The organism is Nonomuraea roseoviolacea subsp. carminata (assembly GCF_024172185.1).
Lineage (GTDB): Bacteria > Actinomycetota > Actinomycetes > Streptosporangiales > Streptosporangiaceae > Nonomuraea > Nonomuraea roseoviolacea.
Genome location: NZ_JAMZEC010000001.1, coordinates 5,802,611 through 5,818,778, shown reverse-complemented (window position 1 = coordinate 5,818,778; position 16,168 = coordinate 5,802,611). Strand labels below are relative to the sequence as shown.

At 70.1% G+C, this 16,168-nt stretch carries 18 protein-coding genes and 1 tRNA gene; 13 read left to right on the top strand and 6 right to left on the bottom strand.

Annotated elements, in window-relative coordinates; all coding sequences use genetic code 11:
- The first annotated feature begins 21 nt into the window (after nt 1-21).
- Entirely contained in the window at nt 22-303 is a 282-nt protein-coding gene (locus HD595_RS26985) for a hypothetical protein (RefSeq protein ID WP_253773700.1), read from the top strand.
- Nucleotides 304-560: 257 nt separating this feature from the next.
- Nucleotides 561-1,292: a GntR family transcriptional regulator gene (locus HD595_RS26980; protein WP_253773698.1), complete on the top strand. Its 732-nt coding sequence runs from the start codon at nt 561-563 to the stop codon at nt 1,290-1,292.
- A 13-nt stretch (nt 1,293-1,305) separates the two neighbouring features.
- Here the strand turns inward: HD595_RS26980 and HD595_RS26975 are convergent, their stop codons facing one another.
- On the bottom strand, nt 1,306-1,611 hold the full coding sequence (locus tag HD595_RS26975) for a hypothetical protein (RefSeq protein ID WP_253773697.1): 306 nt from the start codon (nt 1,609-1,611) through the stop codon (nt 1,306-1,308).
- 200 nt (nt 1,612-1,811) lie between these two features.
- Here HD595_RS26975 and HD595_RS26970 point away from each other — a divergent pair, with 200 nt between their 5' ends.
- The 6 genes from HD595_RS26970 to HD595_RS26945 all read left to right on the top strand — a co-directional run bounded on the left by HD595_RS26970 (nt 1,812) and on the right by HD595_RS26945 (nt 7,254).
- Nucleotides 1,812-2,255, top strand: a complete 444-nt coding sequence (locus HD595_RS26970) for a plasmid replication, integration and excision activator (protein WP_253773695.1) — start codon at nt 1,812-1,814, stop codon at nt 2,253-2,255.
- On the top strand, nt 2,255-2,548 hold the full coding sequence (locus tag HD595_RS26965) for a hypothetical protein (RefSeq protein WP_253773694.1): 294 nt from the start codon (nt 2,255-2,257) through the stop codon (nt 2,546-2,548). The genes HD595_RS26970 and HD595_RS26965 overlap by 1 nt, the downstream gene beginning before the upstream one ends.
- Before the next feature lie 86 nt (nt 2,549-2,634).
- The gene (locus HD595_RS26960; RefSeq protein WP_253773692.1) at nt 2,635-4,089 is read left to right on the top strand and encodes an FtsK/SpoIIIE domain-containing protein; all 1,455 of its coding nucleotides are present in this window, start codon (nt 2,635-2,637) and stop codon (nt 4,087-4,089) included.
- Nucleotides 4,086-5,687, top strand: coding sequence for a helitron helicase-like domain-containing protein (locus HD595_RS26955; RefSeq protein WP_253773690.1), 1,602 nt, complete (start codon nt 4,086-4,088; stop codon nt 5,685-5,687). Before HD595_RS26960 ends, HD595_RS26955 begins: the two co-directional genes overlap by 4 nt.
- Nucleotides 5,684-5,875 (top strand): helix-turn-helix transcriptional regulator, encoded by a 192-nt coding sequence (locus HD595_RS26950; protein ID WP_253773688.1) that lies wholly within the window; start codon nt 5,684-5,686, stop codon nt 5,873-5,875. The genes HD595_RS26955 and HD595_RS26950 overlap by 4 nt, the downstream gene beginning before the upstream one ends.
- On the top strand, nt 5,872-7,254 hold the full coding sequence (locus tag HD595_RS26945) for a tyrosine-type recombinase/integrase (protein WP_253773686.1): 1,383 nt from the start codon (nt 5,872-5,874) through the stop codon (nt 7,252-7,254). Before HD595_RS26950 ends, HD595_RS26945 begins: the two co-directional genes overlap by 4 nt.
- 222 nt (nt 7,255-7,476) lie before the next feature.
- On the opposite strand, the gene HD595_RS26940 is transcribed toward HD595_RS26945, so the two are convergent.
- Nucleotides 7,477-7,550 (bottom strand) — tRNA-Arg (locus HD595_RS26940).
- A 142-nt stretch (nt 7,551-7,692) separates the two neighbouring features.
- On the opposite strand from HD595_RS26940, the gene HD595_RS26935 reads away from it, so the two are divergent.
- Both HD595_RS26935 and HD595_RS26930 read left to right on the top strand, forming a co-directional pair.
- The gene (locus HD595_RS26935; RefSeq protein WP_253773684.1) at nt 7,693-8,475 is read left to right on the top strand and encodes a phosphotransferase; all 783 of its coding nucleotides are present in this window, start codon (nt 7,693-7,695) and stop codon (nt 8,473-8,475) included.
- On the top strand, nt 8,459-9,409 hold the full coding sequence (locus HD595_RS26930) for a cobalamin biosynthesis protein (protein ID WP_253773682.1): 951 nt from the start codon (nt 8,459-8,461) through the stop codon (nt 9,407-9,409). Before HD595_RS26935 ends, HD595_RS26930 begins: the two co-directional genes overlap by 17 nt.
- Nucleotides 9,410-9,439: 30 nt before the next feature.
- Here the strand turns inward: HD595_RS26930 and HD595_RS26925 are convergent, their stop codons facing one another.
- On the bottom strand, nt 9,440-9,676 hold the full coding sequence (locus tag HD595_RS26925) for a hypothetical protein (RefSeq protein WP_253773680.1): 237 nt from the start codon (nt 9,674-9,676) through the stop codon (nt 9,440-9,442).
- Nucleotides 9,677-9,835: 159 nt separating this feature from the next.
- Nucleotides 9,836-10,477: a hypothetical protein gene (locus HD595_RS26920; protein WP_253781323.1), complete on the bottom strand. Its 642-nt coding sequence runs from the start codon at nt 10,475-10,477 to the stop codon at nt 9,836-9,838.
- Nucleotides 10,478-10,497: 20 nt separating this feature from the next.
- On the opposite strand from HD595_RS26920, the gene HD595_RS26915 reads away from it, so the two are divergent.
- Nucleotides 10,498-10,650, top strand: coding sequence for a hypothetical protein (locus HD595_RS26915; protein ID WP_253773678.1), 153 nt, complete (start codon nt 10,498-10,500; stop codon nt 10,648-10,650).
- Nucleotides 10,651-10,708: 58 nt separating this feature from the next.
- Here HD595_RS26915 and HD595_RS26910 read toward each other — a convergent pair whose 3' ends face one another.
- Nucleotides 10,709-12,289, bottom strand: a complete 1,581-nt coding sequence (locus tag HD595_RS26910) for an ABC transporter substrate-binding protein (RefSeq protein ID WP_253773676.1) — start codon at nt 12,287-12,289, stop codon at nt 10,709-10,711.
- A gap of 163 nt (nt 12,290-12,452) precedes the next feature.
- On the opposite strand from HD595_RS26910, the gene HD595_RS26905 reads away from it, so the two are divergent.
- On the top strand, nt 12,453-14,369 hold the full coding sequence (locus HD595_RS26905) for a sensor histidine kinase (protein WP_253773674.1): 1,917 nt from the start codon (nt 12,453-12,455) through the stop codon (nt 14,367-14,369).
- On the top strand, nt 14,362-14,718 hold the full coding sequence (locus tag HD595_RS26900) for a DUF742 domain-containing protein (RefSeq protein ID WP_253773672.1): 357 nt from the start codon (nt 14,362-14,364) through the stop codon (nt 14,716-14,718). Before HD595_RS26905 ends, HD595_RS26900 begins: the two co-directional genes overlap by 8 nt.
- Here the strand turns inward: HD595_RS26900 and HD595_RS26895 are convergent.
- On the bottom strand, nt 14,696-16,102 hold the full coding sequence (locus HD595_RS26895; protein ID WP_253773670.1) for an MFS transporter: 1,407 nt from the start codon (nt 16,100-16,102) through the stop codon (nt 14,696-14,698). The two genes, HD595_RS26900 and HD595_RS26895, sit on opposite strands and share 23 nt — an antisense overlap.
- Between the last annotated feature and the right edge of the window lie 66 nt (nt 16,103-16,168).

Sequence of the window (16,168 nt, the reverse complement as noted above, 5' to 3'; positions counted from 1 at the left end):
CCAGGGCGAAGGGAGCGGGAGATGAACTCGGTCATGCAGGCGGCCATGGCCGGCCTCGGGCAGCAGGACGAGGCGAACGCCTTGATCCGGTTGCGCGATCGGCTGGCGAGTCGTGGTGTCAATGCAGAGCTGCGCGATAACAACACCGCCCTGATGGTGCATCGGCCTGAGCCGGGGTTGCCGGTGTGGGTGTTCGTCGGGTACGGCGGCGCGTACTACTCGTGGCAGAGCGCTGAGCAGCGTCATCCGGTCGATGACGTGGAGGGGGCAGCGAACGTCTTGGCGGAGTACGTCGCCAAGTGAGGACGGGCGCGGCGAGGTGGTGGCGGCCTTGGCCAGGAGGGGACCAGGGTGGGCCGTCTCATCGCCTCGTCGCGTCTTCCCGCCCGGCAGGTAGTCACTTCCACGCCCTGGGAGGGTCGCCCCCGAGCCCTCCCCTGGCTGCCTGCCGGGCCTTTTCCTGGACGGCTCGCGTTTGCCGCCGTGGCGTGGACAGGCGGCGCTCGGCCAGGTTACTCTCAAACTTGGTAAAACAACCTGTCGGGTGTTGGACGGTCATAATGTCGCTTGAGTCCGTGCCGCCGAAGTATGCGCAGCTTGTGCAGGCCCTTCAACGGCGTATCGAGGCGGGAATTTACCCGCCCGGCTCCATGCTCCCCAGCGAACACCAGCTCATCCAGGAGTTCGGCGTCTCCCGGCCCACCGTCGTGGCGGCGCTTCGGGTGCTGCGTGAGCAGGGCTGGATCGAGTCCCAGCAGGGCAAGGGCCGCTTCGTGCGCGGCCGTCCCGCGATGACGTCGGTGGAGTCCAACCGCACAGGTCAGGCGTACCTGACCAATCCCGAGACAGACTCCCCCGGCGACTTGGTCGAGGCCGGCGCGGTGGCACTGCCCAACCGGGTGGCGGCGCTCCTGGATGCGCAGCCCAAGAGCAAAGCGTTCCTGCGCCGACGGCTGATCACCCGTGAGGGCGAGCCGAGTGAGCTGGTCTCGCTGTGGCTACCTCTGGAACTGTCCGAGGGAACCGACCTGACCAGCGGTGAGCCGTTGCCGCAGGGCATCCGGCAGCATCTCCAGTCGCGCAAGGGCGTGCGCTTTGATCACATCGTGGAGCAAATCACCGCACGCATGCCCACCGCTGCGGAGGTCAAGCAGCTCGGCATGCCGAAGAACGTGCCACTGCTGGCCGTCTTCGGCGCGGTTCGCGATGCCTCGGGCCGACCGTTGGTGGTGGTGGAGGTGCTACTTCCGGCCGATCGCCACGAACTGGAAGACGCCTACCCGATCGGCTGACCGGCGCTTCCGGCTACTTGTGCAGCGCCAGCCGCGCCCAGAGAACGGCCATCGTGAGTAGAGCCAGGGTGAAGACGATGGTGGCGCTGCGCCGCCTGGAGGCGAGGGCGAGGAGTAGCCCCAACATGGGTGCGCCGAATCCGACGATCAGCATGGCGTATCCGCAGATCTGGGAGAGCTGCCTGTTCGTTGCCTGCCCTCCGACAAGGGCGAAGCCGTAGCTGAACCACAGCACTCCCAGGAGGGGTGTGCCCAGGATCCATAGGAGGAACAGCAGCCATGGCCAGGCGGCGTCCTTGGGTGGTGGATCCGGTTTCATGATCTGGATTGTCCTGCTGAGGGTTTGGATCGGCCAGCAGCTTTCAGTACCAGCAGGGACACAACATGACATCGCGATCTCTCTGATTGGCTAGATCGCCGTCACCTTCTCCTGGGTACTTGACCTACCAAGTTTGAGCGGCCTACTCTCAGAGCATCACTTGATAGGTCAAGTGTCTGACACCCAAGAAGGGGGCCGTCATGGCTCTGCAAGGTCCCATCCCCGTCACCTTCGCCATGGTCTTCCCGCACGGCTGCTACATCGTCGGCGAGGTCGAGCCCGTCAAGGACTTCGACGCCTCCGCCGGCGGCCGATTCGTGCAGGCCCGCGACAAGCGGACCCAAGAGCTGGTCTGGCAGGTCGCGGTCATGGACGGTGACCCGACCCTCAAGCCCGCCCAGAAGACCGTCGCGGTCAAGATCCTCGCTCCGGTCCAGCCGGTTCCGCCGTCGCCGATGCCGGGCCTGCCGTTCACGCCGGTCGAGTTCGACGGCCTCACCGTCACCCCGTACGTCAACGCCGCCGGACGTCTCGCCTACTCGACCAAGGTCCGCGAGATGCACGCACCCCGCCAAAGCAGCCAGCCCGCCCCGACCACTCCACCCGCTCCGAGCAAGGCTCCGGCCGGAAAGGACGCCGCCTGATGACCCGCCGACGCACCCCGCGCCGCAGCGTGATCCGGCTGACCACGGGACACACCGCCCGCACCCTACGCCACCCCTACGGCCCTGAGCCCATGCTGGCGCTCGACTTCGGCGCCACCTCGGTCCTGATCACCACCACTGGTCCGGTGACCGGCGAGGACCTCGAGTTCGCCCGCCAGCTCGCCCGCGAGGCCGCCCGCTTCGCCTGGTCTACGGAGCGCGCCTTCCACGCCACGACCGACCCGACCAATCACACGCTCCACCAGCCGGCCACCGACCAGACGGCGGCCTGAAACGTAAGGCGGGGGCGCCAGAAGCGCCAACTTCCGGCGGCCCCGGGTTTCTCCCACGACTCCACATCACGAGAGGTTCCAAGCTTATGTTCAAGCGGCTGCCCGGTGACGAAGCACGCAACCTCGTCACCACCACGCCGGACACGGCCGTCGTCTTCCGCCCGGCCGTCGTCACCACACCCGCCATCATCACCATCGTCATCCTCGCCTGGCGGCTGCTCGCCGGGCTCGCCCGCACCATCTGGCGACACCCCATCGCGATCACCATCGCCAGCATCCCGGCCGTCCTCACCGTCATGTACGGCTGGCGAACGGCTCTGCTGCTCGTCACGCCCGCCCCGGTGGGACTCGTCGCCTGGGCGCTGTCCGACCGCTCTTCCTTCGCCCGCTGGATCGGCTACCGACTGTTGGCCTGGTGGCGCCTCATCTGGGTCTATCGCCGCCACTGGCAATCGGTCATGGTCATTTCCGGCCTTGGCCGGCACCTGCGAGGCCGGGACTACCTGCCGCGCCTCGACAAGATCACCTGCACCTCCTGGGCGGACACCGTCACCGTCCGCATGCTCGACGGCCAAGCCGTCAAGGACTGGACCGACCGCACCGACCACCTCGCCCATGGCTTCGGCTCCCCCTCCTGCCGGGTCACCATCGCCAAAGCCGGACGCCTCACCCTCGCCTTCCCGAGACGCGACCCGCTGGCGACACCGATCCCAGTGCTGCCGATCCCACAACAGCCAACCGTGGGTCCGGTCGAGATCGGCAAGCAGGAGGACGGCCGGCCGTGGCGGCTCAAGGTTCACGGCACTCACGTCCTGGTCGCGGGCGCCACCGGAGCCGGCAAGGGCTCGATCATCTGGTCCACCATCCGCGGGCTCCTCCCCGCCGTACGCGCGGGCCTCGTCGAGATCTGGGCGCTCGATCCCAAGCTGATGGAGCTGTCATACGGGCGCGCCCTGTTCGGTGACCGGTACGCCGCCGCACCGGAAGAGTGCGCCGACCTGCTCGACCAGGCCGTCACCGTCATGCAAGAACGCGCCGCCCGATTCGCCGGCCTCCAGCGCTCACACACTCCGACCGTGGAGGACCCGTTCGTCCTGGTGGTCGTCGACGAGGTGGCGTTCCTGACCGCCTACCAGGCTGACAGGCAGCTCAAGCAGCGCATCTCCGCCGCCCTGGCCACGCTCACCACCCAAGGACGAGCGGTCGGCATCGGCGTCATGGCCGCCCTCCAGGACCCGCGCAAAGAGGTCATGAACATCCGCAACCTGTTCCCTGACAAGATCGCCCTCCGGTTGGACGAGTCCGAGCAGGTGGACATGGTCCTCGGCGACGGAGCGCGCGACCGAGGAGCCCTCGCCGATCACATCTCACCCGTCCCCGAACGGGGCGCCGGCATCGGTTACGTCCGGCTGGAGACCTCGCCCGACCCGGTCCGAGTCCGCGCGGCCTACGTCTCCGACACCGACATCCGCGCCATGGTCAACCAGCACGAACCCGACCACCCGTATCCCATGACCGCCGACGATGGGAGGGCTGCATGACCGATCGCTCCCTACCTCGCGCCCTCCGGCAGGCCATGCCACAGGCCCGAGAGGTCGCCGTCGAGGTCGCCAAGCAGTACGGCGTCTGCATCCGGCCCGTCCCGCTCAAGCGCCTGGACGTCGAAACCGGCCGTTGGGAGGTCGTGGACGTTCCGTGCGGGGCCACCATGGACGCCAAGTGCCCGTCCTGCGCCAAGCGCAACCGGCAGCTCCGCATGGCACAGTGCCGCGAGGGCTGGCACCTCGACCAAGAGCCGGCCATCGCCCCGAACGAGCCGAACGAGGAACAGCGGTGGTTGGTCGAGTTCCGCGCCGACCTGCAAGCCCGCCGGGACCAGGCCGCCGCCCTCGGCGAGGACACCGCCGACTGGGACGCCGCCATCGAAGGCATCGACAACGAGATCAACGAGGCGGGCATGCGTGGCAGTGTCCTCGGCCGGACGGTCCCCAAGCGCACGCGTTCGACCCGGCGGCGGCAGGACGCTCCGAACCTGCCCAAGCGCAAGATGGCCAACACCACGCTCGGGCGGACTTTCCAGTCCTCGGACGGCAAGGTCTACCGGCCCTCGCTGTTCGTCACCCTGACCCTCCCGTCCTACGGCAAGGTACGGAACGGCGTCCCGGTCGATCCCGAGACCTACGACTACTCCAGGGCAGCCCGTGACGCCCTGCACTTCTCCAAGCTGGTCGATCGCTTCGTGCAGAACCTTCGCCGGGTCGCGGGCTATGACGTGCAGTACTTCGCCACGGTGGAGCCACAGAAGCGGCTCGCCCCGCACCTGCACATGGCAATTCGTGGCACACTCCCGCGGGCGGAGGTCAAGCAGATCGCTGCCGCCACCTATCACCAGGTGTGGTGGCCACCGGCCGACACCGTCGTCTTTGAGGGCAACCACCTGCCCGTCTGGGAGGACGGCGCCGGCTACCTCAACCCCAGCACCGGCGAAGTCCTACCCACCTGGGACCAAGCCCTCGATCAACTCGACACCGACGAGAACGCCGAGCCCCTGCACGTCATCCGCTTCGGCGACCAGATCGACGTCAAGGGCGTCCTCGCCGGAACCCCGGACACCGACCAGTGCATCCGCTACCTGTCCAAGTACCTGACCAAGAGCCTCGGCGAAGCCCTCGGCAGTCAGGCGCAGCGTGATCACATCGCCCGCATGGTCGAAGCCCTGCGCTACGAACCTTGCTCCCCCACATGCCCGAACTGGCTTCGCTATGGCATCCAGCCCAAGGGCGCCAGAGCTGGGATGACACCCGGCCAGTGCCGCAGCAAGGCACACAAGCCCGATCACCTGGGTTATGCCGGCCGTCGCGTCCTGGTCTCGCGCAAGTGGTCAAACAAGACCCTCGCGGAACACAAGCAGGACCGCCGCACCTGGGTTCTGGAAGCTCTCGGCCAGCCCAACGAACCGACCGACCCACACCGCTACGTCTGGAAGCCCGTCCCGGCCGGCGACGCCAATGTCTCGCCCCTCGCCGTACGTCTCCTGCGATCGGTCGCCGAACGCCAACGCTGGCGAACCCACATGGCCCAACTCCAGGCCCAAGCAGACGGCCAAGACCCTTCGGCAACCGAGGGGAGGGCGGCATGAGGAAGCGGGACGAACTCCTCACCGTCGCCCAGGTCCTGGACGAACTCGGCGGCGTCTCCCGCCGCACCTTCTACCGCTGGCGCGAGATCGGCAAAGCCCCCGAAGGCATCCGCCTCCCGAACGGCGAACTCCGCATCTACCGCAGCGACCTCGAAGCCTGGCTCGAATCCCTCAGGAGCGCAGCATGACCACTTCCTACAAGGTCAAGTTCTGGGACATCCGCACCAACACCAGATCCGACGACACCGGCAAGAAGCCCCGGATCGTCTCCCACACCGTCCGCTGGACGGTCGGCAACCGTGAGAAGTCCTCGACCTTCAAGACCAAGGGCCTGGCCGAGAGCTTCCTGTCCGACCTCCGCCAGGCCGCCAAGAAGGGCGAGGCGTTCGACCTGGACAGCGGCCTCCCGGCCTCGATGGTCAAAGCCAAGGACGCCCGCACCTGGTACTCCTTCGCCGTCGCGTACGTCCACGCCTGGTGGCCGCACGCGGCGGCCAAGTCCCGCGAGGGCATGACGGACACACTCGCCACCGTCACCCGCGTAGTGGTCGCTGACGCGCCCGGCCGACCGTCCGACGAGGTCATCCGGCGGGTGCTGCGCGAATACTCGTTCCTGCCCGAGGACCGCCGACCAACCCCCACACCGGAGATCGCTAAGGCCGTGCGCTGGCTGGAGGCGGCATCGCTCCCCCTGAGCGCTCTGGAGGAGACCAAGCACGCTCGTGCTGCCCTGGAAGCCCTGGCGCTGTGCCTGGACGGCAAGGCGGCGGCGACCTCGACCTACCGCCGCAAGCGGGCCGTCTTCCACCACGCCCTCGAATACGCCGTGGAGCTGGAAGAGCTTTCGGCAAATCCGCTGCACAAGGTCAAGTTCCGCAAGGCCAAGGTGAGCGGCGAGATTGACCGGAGGTCCGTGGTCAACCCGAAGCAGGCGCGGGAGCTGCTGACCGCAGTGACCTACGTGGGCCGGTCGAGAGGGCCGATGCTGGCCGCGATGTTCGCGTGCATGTACTTCGGCGGCCTCCGTCCGGCCGAAGCGGCGGGCCTTCGGCAAAAGGACTGTCATCTCCCCGAGACGGGATGGGGCCTGCTCACCCTGGAGAGAACCAGGCCCCAGAGCAACAAGCGGTTCACCGACTCCGGGCAGGCCCATGACGAGCGCGGGCTGAAGCACCGGGACGTGAAACAGACACGCACCGTCCCCATCCCGCCCGAGCTGGTGGCCATGCTCCGCGACCACATCGATACGTTCGGGGTCGGCGACGACGGCCGGCTCTTCCGCACTCGCACAGGCGGCGTGATCTCGGGATCGGCGTACGCGAAGGTCTGGCAGGAGGCTCGCACGTATGCCCTCACGCCCGATCAGGTCGCCTCTCCCCTGGCGGGCAGACCGTACGACCTTCGGCACGCGGCCGTCTCGCTCTGGCTGAACGCGGGCGTGCACGCGCCCGAAGCGGCCGAACGGGCAGGCCACGGCGTGGACGTGATGCTCCGCGTCTACGCCAAGTGCATCGACGGCCAGCGGGACGTCGCCAACCGGCGCATCTTGGAAGCACTCGCGGCGTGACCCACCACGCCCAGCAGGACCCCGGGACACCTCGGGGTCCTTTCGCCGTTCCGGGGCCCGAAACCGGCGCGCCGACCTGGGGAAACGCGCCTGCGAGCATTCCGCGTATGTTCCGCGACCACTGGCACAGGGCTGCTCACGGCGGCCTCCCGCTGCCTACCGCCCAACAACGCCGATCATGCAAAAGACCAGCTCAGACAGGGTTTGAGCTGGTCTTAGTTGCGCGCCCTGCAGGATTCGAACCTGCGACCGTCGGATTAGAAGTCCGGTGCTCTATCCAGCTGAGCTAAGGGCGCTCCCGCCTTATTGTGCATGATCCGGCGACCTCTCATGCACACGTTTTCCCCGTGTTCGTCCACCCAACCTGACGATCCCCCGGGATGTTGCCGTCCGAAATCCCGGGCGAGGGCCGTACATATGGGTCTAAGCTGTCGTGGCATGGTCGCGACGCTCCTGCACGAGATCCCCTTGCAGGGCGGGGACGTGACCGACGGAGTGGTGCGCGTCGGGGAGACCGTGCGCAGGCCCGCCGGATCGTTCACCCCCGCCGTCCACTCCCTGCTGCGCCATCTTGAGGCCGCCGGATTCGACGGGGCGCCGCGGGTCGTGGGCATGGACGAGCTGGGGCGGGAGATCCTCACCTACGTCCCGGGTACGACCGGGCTGAACGCCGTGACCGCCTCCGACACGGCCCTGGCCGAGGTAGCCGGGTTGTTGCGGGGGCTGCATGACGCGACCGCCGGGTTCCCGCTGGGTACGCGTGGCTGGCAGGCGGGGTCGAACGACGACGCCGAGCCGGAGGTCGTCGGGCACTGCGACGTGACCCCGGACAACGTGGTCTTCCGTGACGGGTCCCCGCGGGCGTTCATCGACTTCGATCTGGCGCGGCCGACGACACGGCTGTTCGACGTGGTGACCACGTTGCGCCACTGGGCGCCCATCGCCGACCCGGTGGACTGTCCCGTGCTGCTGCGCGGGCTCGACGTGGGCGCGCGGCTGCGGCTGTTCTGCGACGCGTACGGCCTGGAGGGCCGCGACCGGCGGCGGTTGCTTGACCTCGCCCGGCTGCGCTTCCACCGCTCGTACGACGTGATGCGGGCGCGCGCGGCCACCGGCGGCGGCTGGGCGCGCATGTGGGCCGGCGGGGCCGGGCAGCGCATCCGCCGGGCGGCAGCCTGGCTCGACTCTCATGAGGAGTCCCTCCGTGGCCATCTGGTGTAGCAACGGGCCCAGGGTCGCCGGGATCGTGGCCGGTCTGCTGATCGACGCCGCGGTCGGCGACCCGCGGGCCGGGCATCCCGTCGCGCTGTTCGGGCGGGCCGCCGCCGCGCTGGAGCGGCGCCTCTACCGTGACGCGCGCGTGAACGGCGTCGTCCACGTCGCCGTGTGCGTCGGCGGCGCCGTCGCGCTCGGCGTGGCGGCCGAGCGGGTGTCCCATCCGGTCGCCCGCGCCGCCCTGACGGCCGCCGCCACCTGGGCCGTGCTCGGCGGGACGACGCTGGCCCGCGAGGGCGAGCTCATGGCCGAGGCGCTGGAGGACGGCGATCTGGAACGTGCCCGCGAGCGCCTGCCGCACCTGTGCGGGCGCGACCCGTCGAGCCTGGAGGCCCCCGAGCTGGCCCGCGCCACGGTCGAGTCGCTGGCCGAGAACACCTCCGACGCCGTCGTCGCCCCCCTCTTCTGGGGCGCGGTGGCGGGCGTGCCGGGGCTGCTGGCCTATCGGGTGGTCAACACGCTGGACGCGATGGTGGGGCACCGGTCGCCGCGCTACGAGCGGTTCGGGTGGGCGGCGGCGCGGCTGGACGACGTGGCCAACTACATCCCGGCGCGGATCACGGGGATGCTGACCGTGCTCGCCGCCCCGGCCCCGCGACGGGCCCTGGCCGTCCTGGTACGGGACGGGCACCGGCATCCGAGCCCGAACGCGGGACGCTGCGAGGCGGCGTTCGCCGGGGCGCTCGGCGTCACGCTCGGCGGCGCCAACGTCTACGGCGGCCGGATCGAGCACCGGCCCACGATGGGCGACGGGCGCAAGCCGGGGGTGGGTGACGTGCGGCCCGCCGTCCGGCTCGCACGTTTGGTCGGTTTCGCCGCATCTGCCCTCTGCGTCGCCGCCGTTGCGGCCCGGGCGTCGCGAAAGCCGTTCAGGACGTAGCGAAAGCCGTTCAGGCGTAGCGAAAGCCGTTCAGGTCATGCGGCTCGCGTTGGTGAGGAACCAGAAGGCCACCGCCAGGATCAGCGCCACGCCGATCACCGCTTTCAGCGCGCCGCCGTTCGACTGCCTTCTCACCGGTACGGCCCGCATCGAGTTCCGCCACGCCTGACGTGCGGAGACCATCGACTGGAACCGGCGGCCCGCGACGAAGAGGGCCAACGCCATGATGATCAATAAGAGGACGACACGGCCGTCGGAAGTGTCCACGCAGGTGCTCCTCTCGGCGCCCGAGGAAAGCCTCCGGGGAAAGCCCCGAGGAAGTCCCCGGGAAAGGTCCCGGAAGAAATGCCCCCGCACATGTGGCCACCACAATACTCGGATAACGCGCCCTGGGAAGTAATCCAATATCCGAATTAAAGACGCGTTTCAGCGGGAGCGCTCGACGCCGATCGTGATCTCCTTGCCGAGCCGGTGCCCGCCGAGCAGACCGAGGTCGTCGCCGCTCCAGAACCTGCCCGGGTCGTACCAGTTCGGCCGCCTGCCGCCCGGCAGCAGCCCCATCTCCTCGTACGTCACCGCGACCACCTCGGCGCAGTACGCGCTCTCCAGCCCCCGCTCCCCCACGGCCCGCTCCCGCAGGAGGCGGCGCAGGTCGGGGACGCGGCCACGGGCCCAGCGGGCGGCGAGCCGGGCGGTGCTGGGGAACGGCGTGCCGTCCAGCCGCGCGACCACGCGCAGCGCCGCGTCCTCCATCTCGGGCGTCGCCTCGGGTTCGAGCTGGCGCAGCCAGGCGCGCTGGCCGTACTTGTCGGCCCAGACGGTGACGGCGTCGCGCAGGTCGTGCAGCTGCACCCCGCGCTGGTGGGTGCCCGACCACAGGTCGGGCAGCGACCGGCCGAGCTCCGCGTGCCACATCATCGGCGGCATGTCCTCCACGACGATCGCCATGCCGACGTGGTTGACGGGGCTGTTGGTCATGGTCTGGATGGCGCGGTCGGGCACCGACCGGCCGCGGAAGACCCACAGATCGCCGGTCCGGGTGAGGTCGACGGCCTCGTCGAGAGTCAGCACACCGCTAGCCTAGGCACATGCGCTGGTGGAAGATACTCGGGCTGGCCGGGGTCGCGGGCGTCGCGGCCACGGGCGTGGCGATCGCGCGGGCGGAGCGGCGCCGCCGCGCCTACACCCCGGAGGAGATCAGGCAGCGGCTGCGCGAGCGCGTCGAGACGCCCAAGGCGTAGGCGGCCTCATTAGGCGGTCTCGGCCCGCGGTCTCGGCCCGCGGTCTCAGGAGGCGGTCTCAGCCCGCGGGGCGCAGGTCGTGGACGAAGACCACGTCCGGGTAGGCGGGGTTGTCGTCGTAGCCCTGGATGCCGCCGAGGTAGGCGCGCTGGTAGGTGACCACCCAGGGCAGCGCGGCGGCGGCGTGCCGGTCGAGGACGCGGGCAGTCGCCTGCCGGAAGGCGCGCCCGGCGCCGGTCTTGTCGGTGACGGTCAGCCGCGGCAGCGTGTCGAGCAGCTCGTCGGTCTCGCGGTCGTGCAGGTAGGTGAGGTTGAAGACGGTGGGGTTCTGGCTGTGGAAGACGTTGCCGAACCACGAGTAGCCGTCGGCGTAGTCGGGCCACCAGTACATGACGAAGATGTCCTGGCCGCGCCGCTTGCCGAGGTCCCACTGGGCGTTCCACTGCATGGCCCTGGCGTCGAGGGTCACGTTGAGCGGCTTGAGCGTGGCGGCGAGCCGGGTGGCCAGCAGCTTCTCGTCGGCGTCGCCCTCGGCGTAGGTGAGCTTGAGCCGCAGCGGCCGGCCGCCGGGGCCATACCCGGCCTGGCGCAGCAGCTCGGTGGCGCCTGGGAGGTCCTGGCTGGGCTCGCGGCCGGGGACGTGCCCGGGCAGCCCCTCGGGGACGATGCCGCTGGCCGGTGAGCCGGCGCCTTTGAGCGCGTGGATGATGCCCTGGTAGTCGACGGCCTTCTGCAGGGCGCGCCGCACCCGCACGTCGGCGGCCGGCCCCTCGGCGGTGTTGAAGAGCATCATCATGGTCTGGAACGACGGGCTGCGGGAGGTGCGCACGCCGGGCGTGGTCCTGGCGCGGGCGTACATGCGGGGGTCGAGCCGCTCGACGAAGCTGGCCTCGCCGCGCAGCAGCATCCGCCAGGCCCGGTCGAGGTCGGGCACGACGCGGTACTTGACCGTGCGGTAGTGCGGGCCCGTCCAGCCGCCCCAGTAGCCGTCGTACGCGCTGAGCGTGAGCTCGTCCTCCTTGCCCTTCTGCCACGACTTGATCGTGTACGGGCCGGAACCGGCGTCCTTGCCGGAGCGCAGCCAGGCGCTCAGGTCGGGCGCCGCCCTGGTGTCGTAGACGTAGGCGGCGTAGCCGGAGGAGGCGACGAGGTCGAGCGGCACGGGGTACTTGAGGGTGAAGGTGACGGTCAGCGGGTCGTCGGCCGTGATGCTCTGGACGGCGTCCCAGATGTAGGAGGCGCCCTGGCCGAGCTTCATGGTGCGCTCGACGGACGCCTTGACGGCGGCCGCGTCGAGGGGCCGGCCGGTGTGGAAGGTCACGCCGGGCCGCAGCTTGAACGTCCAGGTCCGGCCGTCCACGGAGGAGACCCAGGAGGTGGCCAGGCGGGGGGCGGCCTTGGCGGTCACCGGGTTCCACATGGTGAGCGTCTCGTAGACGTTCTGGAACGCGATGATCTCGTTGGAGTAGGAGCTGGCCGGGTCCCACTCGGTGATCACGTCGAGGTTCTGGACGTGGACGAACGCCGACTCGCCGCGCGGCGTCTGCCGGACCTCGACCGCGCCCGGATCGGGGTCCGGGGTCGAGCACGCCGCGACGGACAGCAGCAGGGCGGCGGCCGCTGCGAGACGACGGCGCAACGCATCTCCCTCTGTGACCCGGTCTACCGCGAAAACCTACTGGAAGATCATCATAGGGTGCCCAAAAGTCCCGAAAAATTAGGACTTCTAGAGATCGAATTGCTATTCTCGTGCGTTGTCCCGTCCGGGGTTCACCAGCAGGGGACCGACCGGAAGAGGTGCCATGGGCCGCAGTCGCACGATCCGCGTGAAGATCATCGGCCTGCTGCTGATTCCGCTCGCCTCGATGGTGGTGTTGTGGGGGGTCATCACCGCTGTGACCGCCACCGAGAGCCTGGAACTGCGGCAGTACAAGACGCTCTGGACCAACCTGCGTCTGCCGGCCTACCAGCTCACCACCGAGCTCCAGCGGGAGCGCCTGGCCTCGGCCCGGCTGCTGCGCGTCAAGAGCAACACCAACGAGTCCGAGCTGGTCGCGCAGCGCGCGCGCACCGACGCGGCCAGGGAGCGGTTCAAGCAGCTCTCGGCCGCCTCGATGCACACCTCCGAGCAGATCCACGCCCAGGTGGACGCGGTCCTCGCCCAGCTCGGGCGGCTGGAGCCGATCCGGGGCGAGATCGACGCGGGGCTGGCCGCCCGGCTGCACGTGATCGAGACGTACAACGGGGTCACCGACTCGCTGTTCGGCCTGCACCGCAACGTCGCCTTCATCGACGACATCCCGATCTACGAGCAGTCGCGCGTCGTCGTGGACGTCTCCTACGCCCGGGAACTGCTGACCCGGGAGCAGGCCCTCGCCGCCGGTCCGACGACGGCCGCCGAGCGGCGGCTGTTCACCCAGATCGTCGGCAACCGCCGCTTCCTGCTCGACCAGGCCCTCGGCGAGCTGGACCCGGGCCTGCGCGACACCCAGGTCTCCCTGATCACCTCCCCCGCGTACCAGCGGATGCGGATCATGGAGGACCAGATCATCGCGGGCGGCACTCCGGCGGGCTGGCTGAGCGCCACCGAGACGCTCAACAAGTCGTTCCTGGACGCCCAGCTCCAGGCCAGCTCCCTGCTGTCCGGGCGGGCCGAACCGGTCGCCGACGCGGTCCTGCGGCGGGCGTTCCTGCTGGCCGGCACCTGCTTCGTGCTGGTGATCGTGTCGATCGGGTTCTCGCTGCGGATGGGCAACCGGCTCTCGCGCGAGCTGGCCGCGCTGCGCCTGGCCGCCCTGGAGGTCTCCAGGGAACGGCTGCCGCAGGTCGTGGAGAAGCTGCGCCGCGGCGAGAAGGTCGAGGTGCCCGAGCTGTCGGTCACCAGCACCACGACCGAGATCGGCGACGTCGGCGAGGCGTTCTCCACGGTGCAGCAGACGGCCGTGGAGGCCGCGGTGGGCCAGGCGCAGCTGCGCGACGGCGTCGGCCACGTCTTCCGCAACCTGGCCCGGCGCAGCCAGACCCTGCTCCACCGCCAGCGCATCCAGCTGGAGGACATGCAGCACCGGGCCACCGAGCCGGAGGCCCTGGACGACCTGTTCCGCCTCGACCACCTGACCACCCGCATGCGCCGTCACGCGGAGGGCCTGATCATCCTGTCCGGCGCCACGCCGGGCCGCGGCTGGAGCAAGCCCGTGCCGCTGCTCGACGTCGTGCGCGGCGCCGCGGCGGAGGTCGAGGACTACCAGCGGGTCATCGTCGAGCCGATGCCCGGCCAGCGCCTCGCGGGCCCGGTCGTCGGCGACGTGATCCACCTGATCGCCGAGCTCATCGAGAACGCCACCGTCTACTCCCCTCCGCACACGCCGGTCCAGGTGCGCGGCGAGGTGGCGGCCCGCGGCTTCGCCCTGGAGGTGGAGGACCGCGGTCTCGGCATCGCCCCGGAGGTCATGGCCGAGCTCAACGCGCGGCTCGCCAGCCCGCCCGAGTTCGACCTGGCCGACAGCGACCAGCTCGGCCTCTTCGTCGTTTCCCGCCTGGCCGCCAGGCATGACATCCGCGTGACGTTGCGCGGTTCACCATATGGAGGGACCACCGCCATCGTGCTGATCCCGGCAGAACACGTGAGCGACCCGCCGGCCGAGCCGGAGGAGCGCGCCACGGACAAGGAACCCGCCAAGGAAGGCGCTCGTACCATCCGGGTGGTGCAGGGTGAGTGACGAGCGCTGGCTGGACGAGGACGCGGGTCCGATCGTCCCGGCCTACCTGCTGACCAAGGGCCGCACCGTGCCCGCGAGCGAGGCCATCGACCTCATCGCGGTCATCATCACGGCCGGCGGCCTGACCCCGCCCGTCGGGCTCGGGCCCGAGCATCTGATCATCATGCAGAAGTGCACCACGCCGACCCGCCTCGTGGACGTGGCGGCCGAGCTGGGCCTGCCCATCGGCGTGGTGCGCGTCCTGGTGGGCGATCTGCACGCGCAGCAGCTCGTGCAGGTCGAGCACCCGCCTCCCGCGCCGGACGCCAGCGTGCTGCTGGAGGTCATCAACGGCCTGCGGGCGCTGTGACCCTGGTGCCCCGGCGGTTGAGCCGGCCGAACACGGCCGCGAAGACCGCCGCCACCAGGCTCCCCGCGGCGGCGGTGGCGAACACCCACTGATAGCCGTGCTCGCCGGGCAGCGCGCCCAGGATCGCGGCGATGACCGCGCCCGCGGTGCTGCCGCCGACGATCCGCACCAGCGCGTTCACCCCGGCCGCCGCGGCCGTCTTCGCCGGGTCCACGTGCTCCACGGCCATCGTGCCCAGGGCGGCGTAGCCGACGCCGAGCCCCACACCGAGCAGCGAGGTGGCCACATAGACGTCCGCGGGGGCGCCGTGCCGCACGGCCATCCACAGCCCGGCCACGGCCACGGCCGCCGAGCCGGCGGAGACCATCGACGAGGCCGAGAAGCGGCGCATGAAGCGGCCGGCGAACAGCGAGATCACCAGCATGAACAGCGTGCTGGGCAGCAGGTAGAGGCCGACCTGCAGGGTGGAGGCGCCGAAGCCGACGCCGGGGGCCTGGGTGAAGCCGGAGATGCCGGTCATGAGGGTGAAGAACGAGAAGCCGAGCAGCGTGGAGGCGACGGTCGCGCCGACCGTGCCGCGCTGGGCCAGCATCGCCATGTCCACCAGCGGCTCGCGTACGCGCCGCTCGACGGCCACCCAGGTGAGGGCGGTCACCAGCGCGACGGCGAACAGCCCGAGCACGCGCGGCGAGGTCCAGCCCCACGAGCCGCCCTGGCTGATGCCGAGCAGCAGCGCGACCAGCCACACGGCCAGCAGCGTGGCGCCGAGCAGGTCGGGGCGCCCACCGCCGGAGGGGGCGCGGTCGCGCACCAGGAGCGCCACCAGCGCCCCGGCGACCACGGCGATCGCGCCCGTCACCCAGAACAGCATGTGGTAGTCGCCGGCCACGAGCCCGGCCAGGATCATGCCGCCGCCGCTGCCGAAGCCCATGGTGGCGCTCAGCACGCCGATGCCGGTGGCGAGCTGCCGCGGCGGCAACGACTCGCGCACCACCCCGATCGACAGCGGCACCAGCGCGGCCACGGAGCCCTGGAGGATCCTGGCCACGATCAGCCAGGGCAGCGAGGTGGCCAGCGCTCCCAGCACCGACCCGGCCACCAGCAGGGCGATCGCGCCGAGGATCATCGGCCGCCTGCCGTACATGTCGCCGAACCTGGACAGCAACGGCGTGGCCACCGCGCTCACCAGCAGGCTGATCGTCAACGTCCAGCTCACGGCCGCCAGGGAGGCGTGCAGCTCGCGCTGGAGCACGGGCAGCAACGGGACGACGGCGGTGTTCTGCAGCGCGGCGATGGACGCCGCGAAGGCCAGCGAGACCACGGCGGGCCACGGGTTGCGCGCGGTGGTCTCCCCCGGGGTCGGGGGTGCGGCGAGTGTCGCCATGAGGGCTCCTTTGGATAACTTAGGTAAGTAACCGAGGAGCGATCATACATACGTAAGTTAGGTAAG

Excerpts from the sequence above, each read along its gene's own strand:
- HD595_RS26985 (WP_253773700.1), top strand. The coding sequence starts at position 22 with ATGAACTCGGTCATGCAGGCGGCCATGGCCGGCCTCGGGCAGCAGGAC.
- HD595_RS26980 (WP_253773698.1), top strand. The coding sequence starts at position 561 with ATGTCGCTTGAGTCCGTGCCGCCGAAGTATGCGCAGCTTGTGCAGGCC.
- HD595_RS26975 (WP_253773697.1), bottom strand. The coding sequence starts at position 1,611 with ATGAAACCGGATCCACCACCCAAGGACGCCGCCTGGCCATGGCTGCTG.
- HD595_RS26970 (WP_253773695.1), top strand. The coding sequence starts at position 1,812 with ATGGCTCTGCAAGGTCCCATCCCCGTCACCTTCGCCATGGTCTTCCCG.
- HD595_RS26965 (WP_253773694.1), top strand. The coding sequence starts at position 2,255 with ATGACCCGCCGACGCACCCCGCGCCGCAGCGTGATCCGGCTGACCACG.
- HD595_RS26960 (WP_253773692.1), top strand. The coding sequence starts at position 2,635 with ATGTTCAAGCGGCTGCCCGGTGACGAAGCACGCAACCTCGTCACCACC.
- HD595_RS26955 (WP_253773690.1), top strand. The coding sequence starts at position 4,086 with ATGACCGATCGCTCCCTACCTCGCGCCCTCCGGCAGGCCATGCCACAG.
- HD595_RS26950 (WP_253773688.1), top strand. The coding sequence starts at position 5,684 with ATGAGGAAGCGGGACGAACTCCTCACCGTCGCCCAGGTCCTGGACGAA.
- HD595_RS26945 (WP_253773686.1), top strand. The coding sequence starts at position 5,872 with ATGACCACTTCCTACAAGGTCAAGTTCTGGGACATCCGCACCAACACC.
- HD595_RS26935 (WP_253773684.1), top strand. The coding sequence starts at position 7,693 with ATGGTCGCGACGCTCCTGCACGAGATCCCCTTGCAGGGCGGGGACGTG.
- HD595_RS26915 (WP_253773678.1), top strand. The coding sequence starts at position 10,498 with ATGCGCTGGTGGAAGATACTCGGGCTGGCCGGGGTCGCGGGCGTCGCG.
- HD595_RS26905 (WP_253773674.1), top strand. The coding sequence starts at position 12,453 with ATGGGCCGCAGTCGCACGATCCGCGTGAAGATCATCGGCCTGCTGCTG.
- HD595_RS26895 (WP_253773670.1), bottom strand. The coding sequence starts at position 16,102 with ATGGCGACACTCGCCGCACCCCCGACCCCGGGGGAGACCACCGCGCGC.